At 64.6% G+C, this 23,333-nt stretch carries 5 protein-coding genes; all 5 read right to left on the bottom strand.

Going from position 1 to position 23,333, the window contains the following annotated elements; all coding sequences use genetic code 11:
• Positions 1 to 8: 8 nt before the first annotated feature.
• Genes K3819_RS12730 through K3819_RS12710 form a run of 5 tightly spaced genes read right to left on the bottom strand, consistent with a single transcriptional unit; the run spans position 9 to position 23,100 of the window.
• Complete coding sequence (locus K3819_RS12730; protein WP_007958563.1) at positions 9 to 215, bottom strand: MbtH family NRPS accessory protein; 207 nt, start codon at positions 213 to 215, stop codon at positions 9 to 11.
• Positions 208 to 897, bottom strand: a complete 690-nt coding sequence (locus K3819_RS12725) for a hypothetical protein (protein WP_221399445.1) — start codon at positions 895 to 897, stop codon at positions 208 to 210. Before K3819_RS12725 ends, K3819_RS12730 begins: the two co-directional genes overlap by 8 nt.
• Positions 894 to 9,989, bottom strand: coding sequence for a non-ribosomal peptide synthetase (locus K3819_RS12720; protein ID WP_221399444.1), 9,096 nt, complete (start codon positions 9,987 to 9,989; stop codon positions 894 to 896). The genes K3819_RS12725 and K3819_RS12720 overlap by 4 nt, the downstream gene beginning before the upstream one ends.
• Entirely contained in the window at positions 9,986 to 14,098 is a 4,113-nt protein-coding gene (locus K3819_RS12715) for a non-ribosomal peptide synthetase (RefSeq protein ID WP_221399443.1), read from the bottom strand. The genes K3819_RS12720 and K3819_RS12715 overlap by 4 nt, the downstream gene beginning before the upstream one ends.
• On the bottom strand, positions 14,095 to 23,100 hold the full coding sequence (locus K3819_RS12710) for a non-ribosomal peptide synthetase (protein WP_221399442.1): 9,006 nt from the start codon (positions 23,098 to 23,100) through the stop codon (positions 14,095 to 14,097). Before K3819_RS12710 ends, K3819_RS12715 begins: the two co-directional genes overlap by 4 nt.
• Positions 23,101 to 23,333: the final 233 nt, after the last annotated feature.

Here is a 23,333-nt window from a genome sequence, read left to right as displayed (position 1 = left end):
CACCCTTTTTATTGGAACGACGCTGATGACTGTTCGCGTAGCGAACGCGGGCGCATGTCGATCCAGTGTTCGTTGATGTAATCCAGACAGATTTGGCGTTCGCCGCGCATCCCCGCCTCGCTCCAGCCGCTGGCCATCGGCTTGCCCGCCGGCCACAGGGAATACTGACCCTGAGCGTTGATCACCACATCGAATTGCAGTTGTGCGTCATTCATGTCGTTCTCCTGTTGAACGGGATTGCAGCGTGGCCAGGCTTCGGTCGAGCCCGGCGGCGAGATGGTTGAGTGCGGCCTGCCGCTGTTCGTCGCTCGAAGCGCAGGCCCCGACGTAAACCCGCACCGACGCCCCGCAGACCTGAGCGCAGGTGTCTGCATCGTCGGCCGCGAAAGCCCGGGCCGACACCTCGGCGTTGGCGCTGGCATGAGCCTGGGCAAACGCGGTGGCAGCGGCCTCGGTATTGAGTTGCGCGTAGTACTCGGCGAACGCCTCGGCATCGCCGAAGTGCTCGGCAATCATGGCGGTGTTGGCCGGTGCGAGGCCGTAGGTCAGCGCACTGGCGTGGGCCTTGGCGTACGCCGCGTCATAGGCATAAGCCTTGCGATACAGCGCCAGCAACACCGGTTTGAGCGTGGCCCGCCATTCGCCCTGACGCCCGATCACGCCGAGCGCCGCCCGCTGATGCAGGCTTTGCAACGCAAGCAACGCCTGCTGATGCTCCGGCACGGCTTCGCAGAGCATCGGCATGACCACCTCGGCCTGCCAGAGATGAAACAGCTGAAACGGCACCTGCCCGTGGAATCGGCTCAAGCGCAGACGCAAGGCCTCGTCCGGCTCGGCTTCACACAACACCTTGGTCAAGGCCAGCCACCATTTCGGTATAGAAATTGGTTCATTCATGGCGAAGGCTCATCCGTACCGATGACTTCGGCCAGCAACCGCGCCCAACGGCCCGCCACGATGCCGTAGTGATCGGTGTCGAGGGTTTGCCAGCTGCGCAATTGCGGCAGCAAGGCCTGCCAGTTGCGTTGCAGGTCATCCGGATTCCAGGCATTGCCCAGCCCGTAAGGATTGGCGTGCCCGGCGCTGAACAACCGCACCACTGTGCTCGTCAGCGCCGGCGGCTGGAAGTCGATCATGCTGGTCATGTTATTGCGGCAACACACCGTCAGCCGTTGCAGATAGGCCTGCCGTTCTTCGGCCATGCCCTGCCCTTCGACCGCCGGCCAGCGCTGGGCGAACTCGCGCTGGAACACCTGCTCGATGGTCTGCTCGTCGATGCCGGCCAGTTGCGCACCGGCATCCGGCGCGGGCGGGTCGATCAGGTACAACAACGGCTGCCTGAAGCCGTCGACCTGGGCCTGATGACACAGCGCCTGCGCCACCCATGCTCCGAAGGACCACCCTGCAAGGCGCCAAGTGCTGCCGTGCGGAAGATGCTCCTTGATCGCCGCCAGATACCAGCGTGCACGTTCCTCCACGCTGACGTTCGGCAACTGCGGCAGACGCAGCGCCGGGTCGGCGATCACGCACACGCCCAGCTCCGCCGGCAGCCCCGAGACCAGTTCCCGATAGGCCTGAACATCGCCGCCCACCGGGTGGATCAGGTACAGCCAGTCGCGGCCGGCACCGGCATGCCATTGATCGATCCGCACTGCGTCGCGCCAGCCCTGCTGTGTTACGCCGGACGCCTCTTCAACCGTGGCGGTCGAGACCAGCCCCAGCACCTCGCTCAGGCTGACCTTGTGGCTGAATTGCGACAGCTGGAACACCTCACCGGTGGCTGCTTGCAGTTCATCGATCAGATCGAGCAGCGTCAGCGAGTCCGCGCCCAGGTCGTACAGCGAATCGTCGTCCTCCAGCTCCGTCACACCGAGCCACTTGCACAGACACTCACGCAAGCGCGCCGACAGATCCACGCCCTTCGGCGCCTCGATCGGGGCGGCCACGGCACCATGGCGAACCGGATAAAACCGCCGCGCCGTGTCGATGCCGGTGGTGGAGATCAGCAGCTGCGGCAACTGCGTCGCCATCGCCAGATCGAACACCCGACAGCCCTCTTCTGCCGACAGACCGACCGTCAGATGCTCCAGATGTGCGGTGTCCCCGCCGTTGCTGGTGGTGGCCATGCCGATGTCGCGCCAGATGTCCCAGTTGATCCCCAGTCGCAAGCAAGTGTCGGCGGGGTTCGGGCGATAGTGGGTGAAGCCGTCGAGCACTCCGCTGGCCGCCGCGTAGTCCAGATGCCCCGCGCCGCCGAACAGTGCCGACATTGAAGAGCAATAGAGGACAAAACCCGGCTTCAGGTGCTCGATCAAGGCTTCGACCGCCAGCATGCCGCGAGTCTTGGCGGCCATCGCCTCGGCCATTTGCCGGGCATCGCGGTGGCGAATCAGGCTGCCCGCACCGACGCCCGCCGCATGAATCACACCGCTCAGGCGAGCGTAGCGAACGGCCAGTTGATCGAGAATCTGCGGCCAGTGCGACAGGTCGGCGATGTCTGCTTTGATGCAGTCGATCCGCGACGTGTACGCCACCAGCGACTCAGGCAATTGCCCTTGGCGCGAGATCAGCACCACACGGCGCGCGGGTGCCTGTAGCAGGTGTTCGCACAGGGTTCGGCCGATGCCGCCGCTGCCGCCCAGCACGAGGAATGTTCCATCTTCCGGTAAAAGAGACGTCGTTGCCGGGCCGTTCAAAGGCTGAGGCAGCAAGCGTGGCTGCCACAGGTAACCGTCGCGCACTGCCATTCGCCGAGGCAATGAAACCGGATCGGCAAGCAACGCTGCCAACCCGCCGGCCTGCGCTTCGATTCGCGACGACGGCAAATCCAGCCAGTGGCAACGCACCGGGTATTCCTGCGGCACCACTTCGGTGATGCCGGCCAGCGCCGCCAGCTCCGGACGCTGAACCTCGCCGTCCAACGGACACGCCTGCCATGAGATCAACCACAAGCGCAGCCGTGTCGTGCGCGGTGTTTGCCCCCAGACCTGCATCAGCGCACAGACCGAGTCCAGACAAGCCCACTGCGCCAGATCCAGCGATTGCTCGTTGACCGCGCCCGACACCGCCAGCGGCAAGGCATGCAGCCAGTCGAGTTCGCCGAGTTCAGGTTCTGCAACCTCGGTGAGCAAGCGGTTGAGTGATTCAGTGTCCAGCGGATCAAGTTCGAAACGATCCGCGCTCAGGCGTTTGAAGCCATTGCCGGCACGCACGTGAATGACGCGTCGGTACACAGTGTTCAGGCTCGCCAGCAAGGTCGATTCCGGCGTTTCAGGGCTGCACAGAATCAGCACCTCACGGGATTCCGCCGTCGCTGTCGCGCTCAATCGCCGGGTGCGCACCCACTGGCGCTGGTGGAACCAGTCCGCCAGCGGTTGCCGCTCAAGGGCTGGCGCAGCAGGTTGGTTAGCCACGGGAGTCTGGAAACGATACGGCTGAAGATCGAACGACGACGGCGGCAAATCCCAGGGCGGCGGTGCCGAGCGCTGCGGCCACTGGATATTCGCGCCTTCGTACCAGGCGTCCAGCAGCGCCTGCGGCGATTGATCACGGGCGATCACCTGCGCGCTTGAGACCGTGACTTCCTTGATCGCTGTCGGCTGCGATGGAATGTCATCACCCGACCGGCAGACCATCGCGAAGCGCCAGCGCAGCTGCCGACGACCTGACTGCAAGTGCCGCAGCAATGCAGTCTGCTGTTCCGGGTTCGCGTGCAGGTATTCGCGAATCGCCGCGATATCGCGCAGCAACTCCGCCCGGCTATGGGCCGAGATCATCAGCAGCGGCAATGTTTCCTCGACCGTTTCCTGCGCCGTGGGCGCAGCGCCGACGATGACATGCGCATTGGTCCCGCCAATCCCGAAACTGCTGACACCGGCCAGTCGCCGCCGCCCTTGCGGCCATGGCCGGGACGTGGTCGGCACGTAGAACGGCGAATGCTGCAGATCGATCTGCGGGTTGATCCGGCCAAAACCGAGGTTCGGCGGCAGCACGCCATGGAACACCGCGAGACTGGCGCGAATCAGCCCGACGACCCCCGCCGCCGCGCCCAGATGACCGATCTGGCTTTTCACCGAGGCCAGCGCACATTGGCCGGCCGGCGCATCGCCGAAAGCCTTGGTCAACGCCGCGACTTCGATCGGATCGCCGAGCAAGGTGCCGGTGCCGTGGGCCTCGATGTAGCCAATGTCGGCACCAGTCAATCCGGCCCGACTCAAGGCATCGCGAATGACCGCGCTCTGCCCGGCCACCGACGGTGCGGTGTAACTCATCTTGGCCCGACCGTCATTGTTCAACGCCGAGCCTTCGAGCAGCGCATAGATCCGGTCACCATCGGCCCGCGCCCTGGCCAGCGGCTTGAGCACCACCACGCCGTAGCCACTGGCACCGAGGGTGCCGCTGGCGTCGTCGCTGAACGGACGGCACAGACCGTCGGCGGAAAAGATGTGCTGCGAGCGATGCCGGTAGCCCTCGGTCAGGGTCGGGTCGATCAGCACCCCGGCCGCGAGCATCACGTCGCTGTCGCCCTGCCGCAGCATCGAACTGGCCAGGTGCACGGCGATCAATGAGCTGCCGCAAGCGGCTTGCACGCTGAGGGCCGGACCGTTGAGGTCCAGGTGATACGCGGCTTTGGTCGCCAGAAAATCCTTGTCGTGATGCAGCGCCAGTTGAAAACCGTCCGGCAGATCGTCGTCGGCGGTTTCGCGCAGCATTTGCTGGAAGTACGTGGTTTCGCCGCAACTGGCGATCAGGCCGATGCGCGGACCGTCCGCCGACGGAACGATGGCCGCGTGTTGCAGGGCCTGTACGCAGGCCATCAGCAGATGCCGCTGTTGCGGGTCCATCAGGCGCGCTTCCTGGCGGCTGATGCCGAAGTACTCGGGATCGAAATCGAGCATGCCCGCCAGTTGGCTGCGGGCACCGACCAGGCCTTCTTCGGCAGCAAAGTGCTCGATGCCCAGCTCATTGCCTTGCACCATGGCCCAGAACTCGGACAGGTTCTGCGCCCCGGCCACATTGACCGCCATGCCGATGATCGCCATCGGCTGATGACCAGCATCGGTTTGCCGTACCTGCTGCACCGCTGCCACTGGCGCGGTCGACAGATGCGCCGCCAGACGCCGCACCGTGACGTGTTCGAACAGGTCGGCCATCGTCACCTTGTGCGGCAGTTCTTCGGCGTAACGACCATGCAAACGCATGAGGCCGAGGCTGGTGGCGCCGGCCTCGAAGAAGGTCTGCTCCGGCTCGATGTCACGGCCGATCACACCCTGGAACAACTCGCTGAGTTGCCGTTCCAGTGCGCTCAGTTGAACAACCGGTTGTGGCGTGCTGCGCCGCTCCAGCGCCTCGCCCAGGTTCGGCAAAGCCTTGCGGTCGATCTTGCCGCTGGGGGTGCGTGGCCAGAGGTCGATCCGCCGGTATTCATCGATTCGCACATGGGCCGGCAGCAGCTGCGCGACCTGACGATCCAGCGCTTGCGACGTTGGAGGTTCGCCTTCGAGTTGCAGCCAGGCGATCAACCGGGGCGGATCGGCCTGCACCGCCACCACCGCGTTGACCACTTCCGGCATCTGCATCAGTGCCGCCTCGATCTGCCCCAGCTCCAGACGATGGCCGCTGAGTTTGATCTGCTGATCGTCACGCCCCAGGTAATGCAGGCAGCCTTGGGCATCGGCCCACGCCAGATCGCCGGTGCGGTAGTACAAACAGTCGTCTGCCAGCTCGACAAACCGTGCGGCGTTCAGGGCAGGATCGGCCAGATAACAGCGGGCAACCATCGGCCCGGCCACCAGCAGATAGCCGCGAGAGCCGTTGGGCACCGGGCGGTCGTGTTCATCCACCAGCAGCAACCGCGCATTGCCGACGGCATGGCCGATCGGCGCGCGCAGTGGCCAGTTCCGCGCCACGGGCGGCAGGCGCAAGGCACTGACCACGTGGGTTTCGGTCGGGCCATAGTGGTTGAACAGCGACGCCTGTGGCATGCCGTCGAACCAGTTGCGCAGCGCATCGGTGCAGAGCAATTGCTCGCCGGCCGTGATCACCTCGCGCAACGCCAACAGGTAAATGCCCCGAGTCACGGCGGTTTGCGCCAGATGCTGCAACGCCACGTACGGCAGGAACAGGCGCTCGATTCGCGCCTCGACCATGTAATCCAGCAACGCCTCGGCATCCTGACGCCAGCGCGGCGTGATCAGGTGATAGCAACCGCCGCCGCACAGGGTGCTGAAAATCTCCTGGAACGACACATCGAACGACAGCATCGAGAACTGCAGTGTCACCGCTTTCGCCGGCAACTGCCCTTCGGTGCGCTGCCATTGCAGCAGGTTGCACAGGGTTCGCTCGGACACTTGCACCCCTTTGGGCGTGCCGGTCGATCCGGAGGTGAACAGCGTGTACAGCGGCCGTTCGCCGGCGTGGCGTGGACGCTCGAATGTTCCGGCATCGGCGCGCAGATCAACCCGATGGGTGGCGAATCGTCCGGCGTTCAGGTCATCCAGTGCAGCCTTGGTCGCGTCGCTGAACAGCACACAAAGCGGCTGCGCCTGCTCCAGCACCTGACGCTGGATCGCCACCGGATAGGCGGGATCCAGCGGCACGGCGGTCAGGTTGAGTTTGGCCAGGGCCAGCAAGGCGACAATGTGCTCCACCGAGGCATCGAGGAACAGCACGACATGCAACGGCGCGTTCCCGGCCGGCAACGGATGGCGCTCGATCAGGTTTGCCGCCAGAGCATCGGCCAGCGCATTCAGCTCGCTGTAGTTGAGGCGCTGCTGGCCTTGAACCAGCGCGACCGCCTCCGGCGTGCAAAGCACTTGATGCTCGAACCCGTCCGCCAGTGTGTTGAACGGCAGCGCAGTCTGCGGACCTTCGCTGGCCGGTGGCAAACCATGTCGATACGGGCCGAGCAAATCGTTGAAGTTGGCCGCCGGGTTTTCCAGCAACAGATCCAGACCCCGGCGGAACAGCGCGTTCAACGCCCGCATCTGTTCGGCATCGAAATAGCTGCACTGATATTCCCACCAGCATTCCAGCTGCGAACCGCTGCCCACCATCAACAACGTCAACGGGCACTTGGCATGTAACTGCTCGTTGAATGCCAGCGTGGCGCGCAGGTTTGAGTCGGCCAGTGCGGCGTAGTCAGTGTTTTCCAGCACGAACATGAAGTCGAACAACGAGGGGCTCGACGACAGCCGCAGGTCTTCCACCAGATCCGCCAGCGCCACGTCCTGCAACGCCAGCACTTCGCGCACGGTGGCGGTCTGTTTGCGCAACTGCTCGCTCAGGGTCAATGGGTTTTCAACGGCAGTGGGGATCAGCACGGTGTTGGCAAACATGCCGACGGTGTCTTCGAACTCCGCCAGTGGCCGGTTGGCCACCGGGCTGGCGATCCGTGGCCGCTCGCACCCGGTCAGGGCGTACAGGCTCCAGGCGAAGACACTGAACAGCACTTCGAAACGGGTCAGCCGTTGTTGGGTGCAAAAGCGCTCGAGGGCCGCACTGCGCAGGGTGCCCAAGGGTTCGCGGTGCAACCGGGCGTCGGGGCTGATCTCGCGCATTGGCATCAATGCAGGCGACGGTTCTTCCTGACGGCGATGCAATTCGGCGAGGGCGCGGCGCTGGTCGCGATAATGCGGATCGACGCTCCACTGACGCTGCCACTGGCCAAACTCCAGCGTCGTCAATCGGGCGGCCGGTTGCAGGCTGTCGCGGCCTTGCAGGGCATCGGCGTAAAGCTGCGTCAGGTCATCGAACAACAGGTTCACCGACCAGCCATCGACGATGATGTGATGCAGGTTCAGCAACAGCCGGCAGCTGCCATCGGCGAACGGCAACAGCCAGGCCTGAAACAGCTTCGGGGTGGTCAAATCGAACGGCGCGGCGAACACCAGCTCGGCGAAAGCCTGCCAGTTGTCCTCGGTGAAATGCCCGACCGCGAAGGTGCGACAGGTCGGCCCCTGCTCGGCGATTACTTGATCGAGTCCGTCGGCACCCGCCGCGAATGCCGTGCGCAATCCCGGATGACGCTGCACCAGACGCCCCAAAGCCTCGGCCAGTGCCGCAACTTCGACACCTGCCGCCAGATGCAGAATCAGCGGCACGCTGTAGGCGGTCGAGGTCGGCGAGCGTTGTTGCAACAGCCACAGGCGGCGCTGTTCGGCGGTGGCCGGCAGGCGTCTGGCGCTGCTGATCGGAGGCGCGGGTGGGTAAATCGACTCGCCGTTCGTCTCACCGCTCAGTTGTGCGGCCAATGACGAGAAAGGCTCGTTGAGCAACGTATCGATGGCGATCTCTCGCTGCCAGTGGACACGAATCGCCGAACGCAGGCGCAGCGCCTTGAGCGAATCGCCGCCACTGCCCAGCCAGTCGTCCTGCGCGCTCAGAGCCGGTTGGCCGAGCAGCGAGCGGGCCTGACTCAGCAACCAGTCCAGCGCCGGTGAAGCGTTTTCGTTATCCGTAGCCGCCAGGACTGGATGCCACGGACTCAACCCTTGGGCCAGCAAGCCATCACGATCGATCTTGCCATTGGCCGTCAGCGGCAGGCGCTCCAGCAGGAACAGCTGATGCGGCCGCATATACGGCGCCAGTTGTGCCCGCAGATGGTTTTCGAAGGCGTGATAGTCCAGATCCCCGCGCGGCACGATGAACGCCAGCAACTGATGATCTTCAGCCGCCTGACGCCGGGTGCAGACGTACACCTGCGCCACGCCCGGATGCTCCAGGATCCGTTGCTCCACCTCCCCCGGTTCGATCCGGAAGCCGCGAATCTTCACCTGCCGGTCGACCCGCCCCAGGTACTCGATCAAGCCTTCTGCATTGCGTCGCACCAGATCACCGGTGCGGTAATGCACCTGCGCGCCACCGTCGAGGTCGGGCAAACGGACGAACTGGCGAGCAGTTTCTTCGCGCCGGTTGCGGTAGCCACGGGCGACACCGCTGCCACTCAAATACAGCTCGCCGACCTCGCCCGCCGGCACCGGGCGTTGCTGCTCATCCAGCACCTGCACGCCGGTATCCGGCAACGGTCGGCCAATAGGCGCCGAGTCACCGGCAAAATCGCGGCTGATCGGCCAGCACAGGGCAAACGTGGTGCATTCGGTGGGGCCGTAGACGTTGAAGATCCGGCAGCGGCTCTCAGGGTTGGCCCGATACCAGCCGCGCACGGCGGCAGCGCTGATCTGCTCACCGCCGATCAGCACCTGACGCATGCTGGAAAAGCACGACGGCCACTCGGCAATCAACGTGTTGAACAGCGACACGGTCATGAACAGATTGTCGACCTGGGTGCGCTCCAGCACCTCAGCCAGTCGACGCGCGTCCAGCACGTCCTCGTCGGCGATCATCACGCAGCAACCGCCATTGAGCAGCGGCGCCCACAGTTCGAAACTGCACGCATCGAACGCCGGGTTGGACAGGCAGGCGAAGCGGTCCGTCGGGCGAATCTCGATATAGCCGTCGGTGTGCGCCAACCGCAACAAGCCACGCTCGCCAACCTCGACCGCTTTTGGCGTGCCGGTGGTGCCCGAGGTGTAGAACAGGAACATCACCTCGGCAAAGTCTTCGGCCAGTGTTTGCGGCGGAGCGTCCGGCTGATCGAGCAAGGCCTCGACGCTGGTTTGCCACAGTGACGGCGACCACAGCGGCTCTTCATCCAGGGTAATCAGGCCGACACACGCCGCATCCGCCAGCATCAACTCCCGACGTTTGCGCGGGCTCGCCCGATCCAGCGGCACCACCACCGCACCGACCTTCAACGCACCGATAATCGCCGCCAGCCATTGCCATGAACGCGGCATGCACAACGCCAGCGACTGGCCGGGCTCGACGCCGCGCGCCAGCAACCCTCGGGCGATGCGCTCGCTGGCGCTGGCCAGTTCGGCGTAAGTCAGCGTGACCGATTGATCGATCACCGCCGAGGCTTGCGGATTACCCGCCACTTGCTCGGCAAAACGCGCGAGCAATGGCCTGTCATTGGACGCACTCATCATTTCGCCTCCTGCGCGTCGAAGCGTTGCAGCTCCCGACGGATGATTTGCGAGACCCGGTGGATTTCCGCGCTTTCAAGCATGTCCCAGTGCCCGCCGCTGACCAGTTTCGCCAGATAGCCGCTGCCCGCGCGGCGACGCCAGAAGCCGCGCAGTTCATGCAATTGATGGCGGCTGAAATCTTCCCGCGCCTGAATCAGCACCACGCGGCCGGCGCGCGGCGCGCACTCATAGGCGGCCATGGCCAGGCGGTTGTGGTTGTAGATGTTGAAATAGCGTTCGACCTGGGCGTCATCGATGCCGGGGTACATGCCGTTGAAACGCACCAGTTTGTCGCGAAACTCGGCCATGTCCACGGTGCCGATCTGTTCGCGGAAACCCGGATCGTCGCTGCCCTGGGTGTCGAGCAGCACCACCGTCACCTGACGATGCCCCGCCGCCGTCAACCGCCGCGCCATTTCATAGGCCACCAGGCCGCCGAACGACAGCCCGGTGAGGATCAGCGGTTGCTCCGTCAGCGGTTCGATCTGGCGCAAGTAAGCCTCGGCCATCGCTTCGACCGTCGGCTCGGTGCTCTCCCCCGGATTCAGCCCCGGCGATTGCACCCCGTACACGCCGGTTTCATCCGGCAGCACCTTGGCCAGCGACAGGTAACAGAACGCCGTACCGCCCGCCGGGTGAATGCACACCACGTTGTGCTGACCGCTGCCGCGACGGAACTCGATCAGGTTGCTCTGGGCCAACGCCGGATTCGCCCCGACCCGCAGCCAGCCGCCCAAGGCTTCGATGGTCGGGTAGCTGAGCACCACGCGCACCGGCACTTCGACCGCGAACTGCTGGCTGATTTCATGGGCCATTTTGATCGCGGCGATGGAGGTGCCGCCGACATTGAAGAAGTTGTCGCGAATGCCGATCTGCGGCGCCAGCAACAGGCTTTTCCAGATCTGGTACAGCGCCAGCTCGATGTGATCGCGCGGGCTGCTCAGGTTGACCTGACGGTTGATCATCTCTTCGTCTGCCAACGCTGTCAGCGCGGCGCGATCAACCTTGCCGTTGGCGGTCAGCGGTAGCGCTTCGAGCCACAGATAGCTGCCGGGGATCACCGCTCTGGGCAAGGTTGTCGCCAGATGGGCGTGCACCGCTGCTTCGTCCACGGGTTCGGCCAGCACGCAACAGGCCACCAATCGTTGATCCTGCGCCGCTTCGCCGACCATCAGCACCACGGCGCTGCGGATACCGGGAAATGCTTCGAGCCGGGCTTCGATTTCGCCCAGTTCCAGGCGCACGCCGCGCAACTTGACCTGAAAATCGTTGCGACCGAGAAATTCCAGCTGACCGTCCGGGCGGTAGCGCGCCAGATCGCCGCTGCGATAGAGCCGATCCCCCACGACAAAGGGGTTGTCGATAAAGCGCTCGGCACTGAGCTGCGCCAGCCCCAGATAACCGCGGGCCACACCGACGCCGCCTATGTGCAGATGCCCGCTCACACCCACCGGCACCGGCTGGTCGTGGTCATCGAGCACGTAAAAACGGTTGTTGGCAATCGGCCGACCGATCGGCAATTGCCGGGCCGGCACCTCGGCGCCGGGCTCCAGGGTCCAGATGCTGTTGATCACCGTGGTTTCGGTCGGGCCGTAGACGTTGTGCAGCCGCGCCTGGGGCAGACGCTCCTGAAAACGCCGCGCCAGGGCTGGCGGCAGCTCACCGCCGCCGCTGAACACATCGGTCAGCGACACACACTGACTGACCTCGTCGACTTCCAGAAACAGCTGCAACATCGCCGGCACGAACACCAGCGCCGTGACCTTCCGTTCGCGCACCTCGCGCGCCAGATAGGCTGGTTCGTAATGCCCGCCGGGTCGCGCAATAACCAATCGCCCGCCGGTTGCCAACGGCCAGAAGGTCTCCCAGGCCGAAGCATCGAAACCGAACGGGATCTTGTGCAGCATCGCCCCTGCTTCGCCGCAGACCTGCAAACACCACAGCAGCAGATTGCTCAAGCCACGGTGGGCGACCATCGCGCCCTTGGGCAACCCGGTGGTGCCGGAGGTGTAGATCACGTAGGCGAGATGGTCCGGGGTGACGCCGACATGGCGCGGATCAAGATTGTCGGCCGCCAACGACGCCCAGCTCGCGGCATCTTGTTCGAGGTCGAGAATCGGCGCTTCCCAGGTCGAGCCTTGCACGGTTTGGCGCAAAATCCCGTGCGCCGAGCCGAGGGTCAGCAGCACCGCCGGCGTGCTGTCGCCGAGCATATGACTCAGGCGCCCCAGCGGATAATCCGGATCCAGCGGCACGTAAGCGCCGCCGGCCTTGAGCACCGCCAGCAACGCAACCGGCAACTCCAGCGAGCGCTCGATGCACACCGCCACGCGCACGTCCGGGCCAACGCCCAAGGTGCGCAAGTGCCGCGCCAGCCGATTGGCTTGGGCATTGAGCTCGGCGTAGCTCAGGGATTCGCCCTCGAAGACCACTGCGCAGGCCTGAGGGTTGCTCGCGGCCTGCGCTTCAACCAGTTGATGCACGCAGGGCGTCGCTTGCGTCAGCGGTGCGGCGCGGTTGAAGTCCACCAGCACCTGCTGGCGCTCAGCCTCGTTCATCAACGGCAAGGCATTGATCGGTTGCTTGGCGTCGGCGGCGATCTGCTCGAGCAAGTGACGGTAGTGCCCGCTCAGGCGTTGAATGGTCGCAACGTCGTAGAGGTCGGTGTTGTATTCCACCAGCAGGTCCAGCCGCCCATCCCGCTCGACCCATTCGAATGCCAGATCGAACTTGGCCGTGGCACTGCTGGTGCCGTACGGCGCCAGTTCCAGGCCAGGCATCTGCACTGCGTTGCCCGGGGTGTTCTGCAGCACCAGCATCACCTGGAACAACGGCGAATGACCGGGATCGCGCGGCGGGTTGACTGCCTCGACCACGCTGTCGAACGGCACGTCCTGATGGGCGTGGACGTCGAGCATCTGGCCCCGGACTTCACGCAACAGCTCGGCGAAGGTCTGCTGCGGATTCAGGCGCTGACGCAGCACCAGCGTATTGACGAAATGACCGATCAGCGGCTCGACTTCCGGGCGATTGCGGTTGGCGAACGGCGTGCCGATGCACAGGTCCTGCTGACCGCTGTGGCGCCACAGCAGCACCGCCAATGCGCCCAGCAGCACGTTGAACAGAGTGCCCTGGGTCTGCCGGGCCAGCGCCGTGAGTTCACGCAAGGTGCCGCCATCGACCGAGGAACTGAACGTGGCGCCGACATAACGCTGCACCAGCGGTCGCGGCCGGTCGGCGGGTAAGGTCGACAACAGCGGCGCGTCGTCCAGGTTACGGCGCCAGTAATCGAGCTGAGCGTCCAGCGCCGCACCGCCGACGCGCTGTTGCTGCCAACAGGCGTAGTCAGCGTATTGCACCGGCAACGGCGCAAGCGTCGGGGTTTCGCCACGCAGATAATCGCCGTACAGCGTGGCGACTTCGTGCAGGATCACGCCCATCGACCAGCCGTCGGCGATGATGTGATGCACGCTGTAAAGCCACAGGTATTCATCGTCGGCCACGCGCAGTAACGACGCCCGCAGCAGCGGCCCGCTGGCCAGATCGAACGGCGCCCGGGCATCCTGTTCGACGGCGAATCGCACCTGTTGCTCACGCTCGTCGGCAGGCAATTGGCGCAGATCCGTCACCGACAACGACAGCGGCATCGACGGGTGCACCACCTGACGCGGTTCACCGTCGACGCGGCAAAACGTCGTGCGCAGGACTTCGTGGCGGGCCACCAGTTGGTTCAGCGCCCGCTCCAGCTGCACGACGTCCAACTGCCCTTTCAGCGTTACCGCCGTCGGCACGTTGTAGAACGGGCTGCCGGGTTCCAGTTGATCGAGAAACCACAGTTGCCGCTGCGAGAAGGACAACGGCCAGGACGTGTGCGTGCCGGATCGGCGGGGAATCGCCGCGTCATCGTGCCCGCCGAGCAAGGCGATCAGTTCCTGTTTGTGACGTTTGAGCGCCAGGGTCAGTTCTTCGGTGAGAAACCCGCGCGGCGCCTTGCAGCGCAGCCTGTCACCGTCCACCTCGAGCACCACGCCATGGCGAGCGAACAACGCCAGCAATTGATCGGCATTCATACTTCGAACTCCTCCATGTCTTCATCGTCCAGGCTGGCGGTCGCAGGCTCGCTGGCAAACACCTCGACTGGCGCGCGGTGTTGTTCATCGGCCGTGCGCAGGCCGCCGATCATCGAGTAGATCAATTCATGGCTCGGCCCGAGGTCGAACAGCGTCTTCAGTTGTTGTTCCTCGACCGAACCGATGCCGCACAGGCCCAGGCCGTGCTCGACGGCGGTCATGCTCAGCAACTGGGCCATGGCGCCGCTTTCGATGTGGCAGAAGTCGCGGCTGCGCTCGCCGTACAACGGACGAATCGCCGCCATGTCGGCGATGAAAAACAGCGAGAACGCGGCGTTCTCGTACACCGGACGGTTGACGAAATAGTCGTAAGTGTCCGGGTCGAGCGCTCCGCTCTGGAGCGCCAGCAGACGATGCTGGCGGGGATCGTAGTAATACGCGCCGCCGGGCACGCCGAGCACGCGATCCGCTTTGATGTAGAGGTAGGCCTGAATCGGGTACAGCCCGCCCGCCGACGGGAACTGGTATTTCACTTCGCCGTCGAGTTGCCCCTGGGCCAGCGCTGCCAGTACGTGCGCGAAGGCCTGGGTGGCGATCGGTTGCCGATCGTATTGACGCACCGAGCGGTAATCGCTCAAACGTCGGGCGAAGGCCGGGTCTTGCGGCAGGTCCAGCGCCAGCGCCGGCAGGGTCTGAGCGAAGTCGCGGCGTCCGCGCTGTTCAGCCTTGAACTGCGCCCGCTGCTGGGGATCTTCGATCATGTCCTGCGCGGGCTCCGGAGCCTGCTGCACGTTGCCGAGCAGATCCTGCCGCGCCCGGTTCTGGCGGTACATGCCAAGCAAATGCAGCAGCGTCGGTTGGGCCAGCAATTGCGCCACGTGCGGGCGGAACTGCAAGGCGCCGGACAACGCGTTGCTGATCCTGACGATATCGATCGACGTTGCGCCGAGGTTCAGCAGATTGGCGTTGGCGGCAATGGAATCGCGCTTGAGCACGTCCTGCACGATCTCCACCAGCCGCTGTTCCTGCGGGCCCTCGACTTCGAGCGCCGGCCCTTGTTCCTCGATCTGCTCCGGTTCCGGCAGGCGTTTCTTGTCGACCTTGCCGTTGGACGACAACGGCCACGCTTCAACAAAGGTGAACGACGGCGGAATCATGTAGGCCGGCAGTTTGTCGCTCAGGTACGCGCTGAAATCGCTGGCCTGCAACGCCGGATCGGCCTTGAGCACATAACCCGCCAGGCGCTTCTCGCCCAGCGTGCTGCCCAGAATCCGCACCACCGCGCTCTGCACGCCGGGATGGCGATTGAGCGCGGCTTCGATCTCGCCCAGCTCGATGCGATAGCCCTGGACCTTGACCTGATTGTCTTCGCGACCGAGGAATTCGATGTTGCCGTCCGGCAGCAAGCGTCCCAGGTCGCCCGTGCGATACAGCCGCTCGCCGGTCAGTGGATGATCGAAGAAACTGCCGGCGCTGAGTTTTTCATCGCGCCAGTAACCTTTCGCCAGGCCGATACCGCCGATGTACAGCTGCCCCGCGACCCAGGTCGGGCGCACTTGCAGCGCTTCGTCCAGCACATAGAAACGCTGATGATCGAGGGCCTTGCCGTAGGGAATGCTGCGCCACGCCGGGTCGACGTGCTGTACCGGGTAACAGATCGACCAGATCGACGCTTCGGTGGCACCGCCCAAGCTGATCAGTTGCAAATCCGGCTGCAAGGCCCAGGCCCGCTCGGGCAGGGTCAATGGAATCCAGTCACCGGACAGCATCACCACCCGCAGGCTGGCGGGCAACGTGCCGCCCTCGCCCTCTACGTACTCGACCAGCATGCCGAGCAGCGCCGGCACCGAGTTCCACAGGCTGACCTGATGACGCTTGATCAATTCGAGCCAGTGCGCCGGATCGAGTGACAGTTGCGGTTCGAGGATGACCACCGCCGCGCCCACCGCCAACGTGCCGAAGAAGTCGTAGACCGACAGGTCGAAACTCAGCGACGAGATCGCCAATACCCGGTCAGTCGGGCCTACGGCAAAGCGCCGATTGATGTCGAGCAAAGTGTTGACCGCACCGCGATGGTCGATCACCACGCCTTTCGGCTGGCCGGTGGAGCCCGAGGTGTAGATCACGTAAGCGAGGTCGCTTTCGCTCACCTGCACCGGTTGCAGCAGTCCATCGTTTGAAACTTCATCGGTCACGGCAATGGTCGTGACTTGCGCCGGCCATTCGATTTTTTCGAGCAGCGCCGGTTGGGTCAGGGCCAGACTCGCCTCGGCCCGTTCCAGAATATGCCGCAGCCGTTCCGCCGGTTGCGTCGGCTCGATAGGCAGGTAAGCGCCGCCGGCATACAGAATCGCCAGCGTTGCGACCACCTGCTCCCAGCCGCGCTCCATCACCACCGCGACCAAGCGGTTCGGCAGCACGCCCTGCGCTTGCAGTCGGGCGCCGAGTTGTCGGGCCTCAAAACGAAGCTGGGCGTACGTCAGTTGCCGCGTACCAATCACCGCCAGTGCATCCGGTGTGGCGAGGGCCTGACGTTCGAACAGTTCGTGCATCAGCGGCAGGGTTTGCTGATTGTCGACCGGTGCCGGCAAGCGTGCCTGCGGCAGCAGTTGCGGCGTGTTTGCGCCCCAGGCTGCCGGCTCGCAGAGGCTGTCGAGCAGGGTGTTATAGGCGACGAACATCTGCTCGATCATGCCTTGCGGGAACAGTTCGTCGATGCTGTCCCAGTTGAACAGCAGGCGCCCTTCCAGCTCCAGCAACGTGTGGTCGAGCCACACTTGCGGGGTCTGGGTGATGCTGTGCATGTGCCGGGCGTTCAACGCGTCGGCGAGGTTGAATTCGGCCAGCTCCGGCGCCGCCTCCGAGAGCGTGCTGTTGAACACGATCGGCATCGCCGTCTGCTGCACGCCCCGGGCCTGGGACAATTCGCGCAGTACCCGCACACCGCTGACCACCGAATGGTCGATGTCGCGCCACAGTTGCGCCTGCACCGCGCGGGCCTTGTCGGTGAAACTCTGCGAACCGTCGATACCGACCTCCAGCAGCACCAGCGAGGTGAAGTCGCCAATGATTTCATCGACATCCGGGTGCAGCGGCATGCGGTTGAACAGCGGCAGGCTCAGGGTGAAACGTGGGGTGCGGCTCCACAGCGCCAGCACTTCGCTGAACGCGGTCAGCAGCATCACCGATGGCGTCACGGCAAACTGTTTGGCCACGGCTTTGAGCCGCGTCCACTGCGCCGCCGACATGTCGCGGTCGCGGCGGGTGAAGTGCGGGTTGGCGATGCTTTCCGGCTGGCGTACCAGCGGCAGGTCCGGCGCCGGGGCCAGAGTGGTCACCCGCTCACGCCAGTAGCCCAGCGCCTGCTCGTAACGGCGGCCATTGCGCAGCTGTTGTTCGGCCAGCACATAGTCGCGGAAAGTCAGGCCAGGTGCCGCCAGTTCCAGGTTCGGATCGACGTAGAACGCCATCAGTTCGCGGGCGAGAATCTGCGTGCTCGCGGCGTCGACGATCAGCGCGTCGAGGCTGATGTGCAAATGGGTGATGCCGTCATCGAGCAACGACAGGCTGAACTCGAACAGCGGCCAGCGACTGGCATCCAGCACCTGATGGGACTGGCGTTCGCGGGTCGCTTCCAGCGTGCGCTGCGCCTCTTCGGCGGGTAAACCGCGCAGATCGCTGCGAGGCATGCGATAGGTCGGCACCTGCGCCAGCACTTGTTGCGTGCCGTCGCTGAGGAACACCACGCGCAGCATGTCGTGGCGCTGGATCATGCGATTCAAGGCGTGTTCGAAACGTTCGGCGTCGAACTCGGGAATGCGCAGTTCTTCGTAGCCGTGAGCGCTGACGCCACCGAGGCTGACCGTGGCCTCGCGCCCGAACCAGTAGGCTTGCTGGATATCGGTCAGAGGGAACGGTTCATGTCGATTACTGCGATCCGGCTCGATCTGGATAAATGCCGGTTCAACGCTTTGCTCTTCACGCGACACCTGCGCCGCCAGATCCAGCAACACCGGAGTCTGGAACAGACTGCTCAGGGACAGTTGCGCGCCCATGCGCTGGTTGATCGCGTAGATCATCCGCGTCGCCAGCAGCGAATGGCCGCCGAGGTCGAAGAAGTTGTCGTGGATGCCAACCCGCTCGCACTTGAGCACTTCGGCCCAGATCTCGGCCATTTGCCGTTCAATGTCGTTGCGCGGCGCTTCGTAAGTCGCGCCGGCGCTGCGTTCCGGTGCCGGCAGCGCCTGGCGGTCGAGCTTGCCGTTGCGGGTCAGCGGCAATTGCGACAGGCGAACCCAGGCACTCGGGATCATGTGTTCGGGCAACTGGCGTTGCAGTTCGGCACGCAGGCATTCAGGGGTCGCGGTGCCGACCACATAGGCCACCAGACGCTTGTCCCCGACCACGTCTTCGCGCAGCAACACGGCGGCTTCCTGCACACCGGGTTGTTGATGCAACAGGCTGTCGATCTCGCCGAGTTCGATGCGGAAGCCGCGCAATTTCACCTGTTGGTCGATGCGTCCCACGTATTGCACGTTGCCGTCGGCCTGGAATTTCGCGAGGTCGCCGCTGCGGTACATCCGTGCGCCCGGCTCGGCACTGAACGGGTCCGGCAGGAAGCGTTCGGCGGTCAGGTCCGGGCGGTTCAGGTAGCCCCGGGCCAGGCAGGCGCCGGCGATGTACAACTCACCCGCCACGCCGACCGGCACCGGATTCAGATATTCGTCCAGCACATACAGCCGCGCGTTGGCGATGGGACGGCCGATGGGCGGCGCGTCCGGCCAGGATTCGGCCTCGTTGCAATCGAGGCTGAACTGGCTGACCACATGGGTTTCGGTCGGCCCGTACTGATTGTGCAGTTGCGCGCCACCGAGCCCACGGACAAAACCACGCAGCTCGTCATTGATTTGCAGGGCTTCACCGGCGGTGATGATTTCGCAACCACCGGCCGGCATCGGTGCATCGGCCTCGGTCAGGCCGGCGAGTTGCTGCAACACGGCGAACGGCAGGAATGCCCGCTGCACGCCTTCGGCCACCAGGGTCGGGCGCAACGCGGCGAGGTCCTTGCGGCTGTCTTCGGTCATCAGCAACAGGCTGCCGCCCTGACACAGCGTGCTGCAGATTTCCTGGAACGAGACGTCGAAGTTCAGCGAGGCGAATTGCAGTACGCGCTGCGGTGCGATGCCCTGATCGAGTTGCCAGGCGATCAGGTTGTCCAACGCGCGACGGTTGTGGGCCACGCCTTTCGGGCGTCCGGTGGAGCCGGAGGTGTAGAGCACGTAGCCGAGGTGGTCCGGGCTCACCGTGACCTGCGGATCATCCGTCGGGTGTTGTGCCCATTGCGCTGCGTCGGTGTCCAGACAGCAGATTTTCGCCTCGTTGGCCGGCAGCCCGGCCATCAGGCTCGATTGCGTCAGCAGCAAGGTCGGCGCCGCATCGCTGAACATGAACGCCAGACGCTCGCTCGGGTAAGCCGGGTCAAACGGCACGTACGCAGCGCCGGCCTTGAGGATCGCCAGCAGGCCGATGACCATTTGTGGCGAGCGTTCCAGGCACAGGCCGACGCGATGTTCGGGGCCGACACCTTGTTCGATCAGGTAATGCGTTAGGCGGTTGGCCGCGCGATTCAGTTCGCCGTAACTCATTTGCTCACGGTCGGCGAGCAGCGCAACGGCGTCCGGATTTTCCCGGGCGAGGGTTTTAAAGCGCGCCACGCAACCGGGCAGTGACGCGGTATCGCGCGCGGTACGGTTCCAGTCGTGAACGATCTGCTGGTGTTGCTCGGCGTTCAGCAGCTTGATCGCGGCCAGCGACTGCTCGCTGTCCTCGACCATCTGCGTCAGCACCCGACGCAGGTACTCGCCGAACTGCTCGACGGTGCCGCGCTCGAACAGCCCCGAGGCATATTCCAGGCCACCGACGATCTGCCCGTCACGCTCACTGAGTGCCAGTTGCAGATCGAACTTGGCCACGTGGTGGCTGCTCTCGACCGGCGTAACGTCGAGCCCGGTCAGCAGCAGATCGGAATCCTGATCCTGCTCCCAGGCAAACAGCACCTGGAACAGCGGACTGTGGGCCAGGCTGCGCGGCGGGTTGAGCAATTCCACCACTTGCTCGAACGGCAGGTCCTGATGTTCCTGAGCCTCCAGCGCCACTCGCCGCGCCTGTTGCAGCCATTGCGCCACGGACGGCGTCCCGGACTGAGTCATGCGCAGCGCGAGGGTGTTGACGAAGAAACCGATCAGCCCTTCCAGTTCCTGCTGTGGACGGTTGGCCGACGGCACGCCGATCACCACGTCGCTTTGCCCGGAAAGACGCGACAGCAGCAGTGAAAAACCGGCCAGCAGATTCATGAACAGCGTGGTGCCTTGCTGCATGCCCAGGGCTTTCAGGCGTGCGGTCAGAGCGGCGTCGAAGACCAGCGGGACGAAGCCGCCGAGGTAATTCTGCACGGGCGGGCGCTTGTGATCGGTCGGCAACTCCAGCAGCACCGGCGCGCCGCTGAGGGTTTCGCGCCAGTAACGGCTTTGCTGCTCCAGCACGTCGCCGGACAGCCACTGCTTTTGCCACACGGCGTAATCCACGTACTGCACGGGCAAGGGCGGTAGCGGATCGTCGCGATCCAGCAACGCCGCTGCGTACAGCTGACCGAGCTCGCGGGTGAGCACGCCCATCGACCAGCCGTCAGAGATGATGTGGTGCTGGGTCAGCAGCAACACATGGTCGTCCGCTGCCAGCCGCAGCAGGCTGACCCGCATCAACGGGCCCCGGCTCAGGTCGAAGGGTCTGGCGCCTTCCTCGTCGATCAAGCGGCTCAGGCGTTCTTGCGCATCGAGCCCCTGCACGTCAGTCACCGTCAGCCGGACACTGTGCGCAGGCGGCGAAACCCATTGCCGCCCTTCCCCTTCAACGGCAATGAACGTCGTGCGTAGCGCCGCATGACGCGCCACCAGTTGATTGAAGCTGCGTTCCAGTGCCGGCACGTCCAGCGAACCGCGCAAACGCAGGTTCAACGGCATGTGATAGGCAGCGTTGCCACCCTCCATTTGTGCCAGAAACCACAGGCGCTGCTGAGCAGACGACAACGTTTGCGCGCCCGCGCGTTCAAGGGCCGTGATGGCCGGGCGAGCCGCCGCCTGACTGGCTTGCAGCCGTTCGGCGAACGCCGCCAGAACCGGTGCGGCAAACAGCGCCGAGGGCGCCACTTCCAGCCCCAGCGCATGACGAACCTGCGCCAGCACGCGCATCACCAGCAGCGAGTGACCGCCGAGGGCGAAGAACTGATCCTGGCGCCCGACCTGCTCGACGCCGAGGACGTCGGCCCAGATTGCGGCGAGTGCGGTTTCCAGCGAGCCTTCGGGTGCCTGGTATTCCTGCTGATCGAACGCCTCGACGTCCGGCGCTGGCAGATTTGGGCGATCGACCTTGCCGTTGGCAGTCAGCGGCAGTGCATCGAGACGCACGAAAGCGGTCGGCACCATGTAGTCCGGCAGACTGCTTTGCAGCTGTTCACGCAGCGCGCGCGGGCTCAGCGTTGATTCTGGTTTTTCGCAGTAGTAGGCGACCAATCGCGGTTCACCGGGACTGTCCTGGCGCAGCAACACCACACTTTCGCGAATGCCCGGGATGTCTGCCAACCGGGTTTCGATTTCCCCCAGTTCCAGACGCAAGCCGCGCAATTTGGCCTGGGAATCATTGCGGCCGAGGAATTCCAGTTGGCCGTCGGCCCGGTAACGCGCCAGATCGCCGGTGCGATACAGACGCTCGCCCGCCACGAACGGGCTGTCGATGAAACGCTCGGCGGTCAGTTGCGGCAGGTTCAGATAACCGCGCGCCACGCCGACGCCACCGATGTACAGCTCACCGGCGCCCCCGTCAGCAACCGGTACGCCGTCAGCGTCAAGCAGGTAAATCCGGGTGTTGGGCAGTGCCCGGCCAATAGGCAACACCGCGTCGATCTGGCTGTTTTCGGTGAATTCAAAACAGGTGCTGTCGATGCTCGCTTCAGTCACGCCATAGGCCTGGACGATTTGCACCTGACTGCCGCAGAGCTTGCGCAGTTGCCGGGCGCTGTGGGCGGTCCAGATGTCGGAGCCGCAGACCACGGTGCGCAGGAACGACAGGTCGTGGCCGGTCTCTTCGACCCACGCCAACAGTGGATTGAGCAGCGCCGGGACGAAGTCGGCAAAGCCGATGCGCGCGTCATGCATCAGGCGATACAGGGCCGGCGGGTCCATCAAAGTATCCCGTGGACACAGCACCAGCGTGCCGCCAAAACCCAGTGCACGGATCAGGTCGGCGCTGAACACGTCGAAGGAAAAACCGGCCATTTGCAGGTGGTTGATCGGCTCGCCCAACTCATAGAGTTGCGCCCAGTCAGCGCTCACCGCAACCAGCCCGCGATGCTCGACCATCACGCCTTTCGGGGTGCCGGTGGAACCGGAGGTGTAGATCACGTAAGCCAGGTGACGGGGTGTCAGGCCAATCGCCTGAGGGTCGGGGTTGTCAGCCGGGAGCGAAGCCCAATCACTGGCGTCGGCCAGATCCAGCAGCGTCGGGGTGGTCGCCGACTGTTCGAGCGCTGCCCGCAAAACACCGCGCGCCTGGCCGTGGGTCAGCACCACCGGCGGTGCGCTGTCGGCCAGCATGTGCGCCAGCCGCGCCTGCGGGTATGCCGGGTCCAGCGGCACATAGGCGCCGCCGGCCTTGAGCACCGCGAGTACGCCGATGAGCATCTCCAGCGAACGCTCCAGACACAGCCCGACCCGCACGTCTGGCCCGACCCCGAGTTTGCGCAGCTGATGGGCCAACCGGTTGGCGCGGGTGTTCAGTTCACGATAACTGAGCGCCTCCTGCTGCCAGCGTGCGGCGATGGCGTCGGGGTTGCGCAGCACCTGCGCCTCAAACAGGCCGTGCACGCACAGGTCTGCATCGAACGGTTTCAAGGAGCAAACGTCGGGCTGCGCGGGATTCGTCCCACGCAAGGAAGTGTTATCGAGCATCGGAGGCTACCGTCCATGACTACTTTATTTTTGTGATCAGGCCGGGACAGAAATGCCCCGCCAGTCAGGCCCCGGCATCAGATGCCGGCACGGTCATTCGAATTCAGGAGGATGGCGCGGCGCGCGCGTGCAGACTCGCGTTGAACGCGGGCACACGGAGAAATTCGGGGGGAGACAGGCTGGAGAAAAACGCCGCCGCGCGGTCGGCGCAGGCAACTGGAAAGTGGGCCGGA

This window comes from Pseudomonas sp. 3-2 (genome assembly GCF_019710535.1).
Taxonomy (GTDB): Bacteria; Pseudomonadota; Gammaproteobacteria; order Pseudomonadales; family Pseudomonadaceae; genus Aquipseudomonas; species Aquipseudomonas pharyngis.
This window is presented reverse-complemented; position numbering and strand designations above follow the sequence as displayed.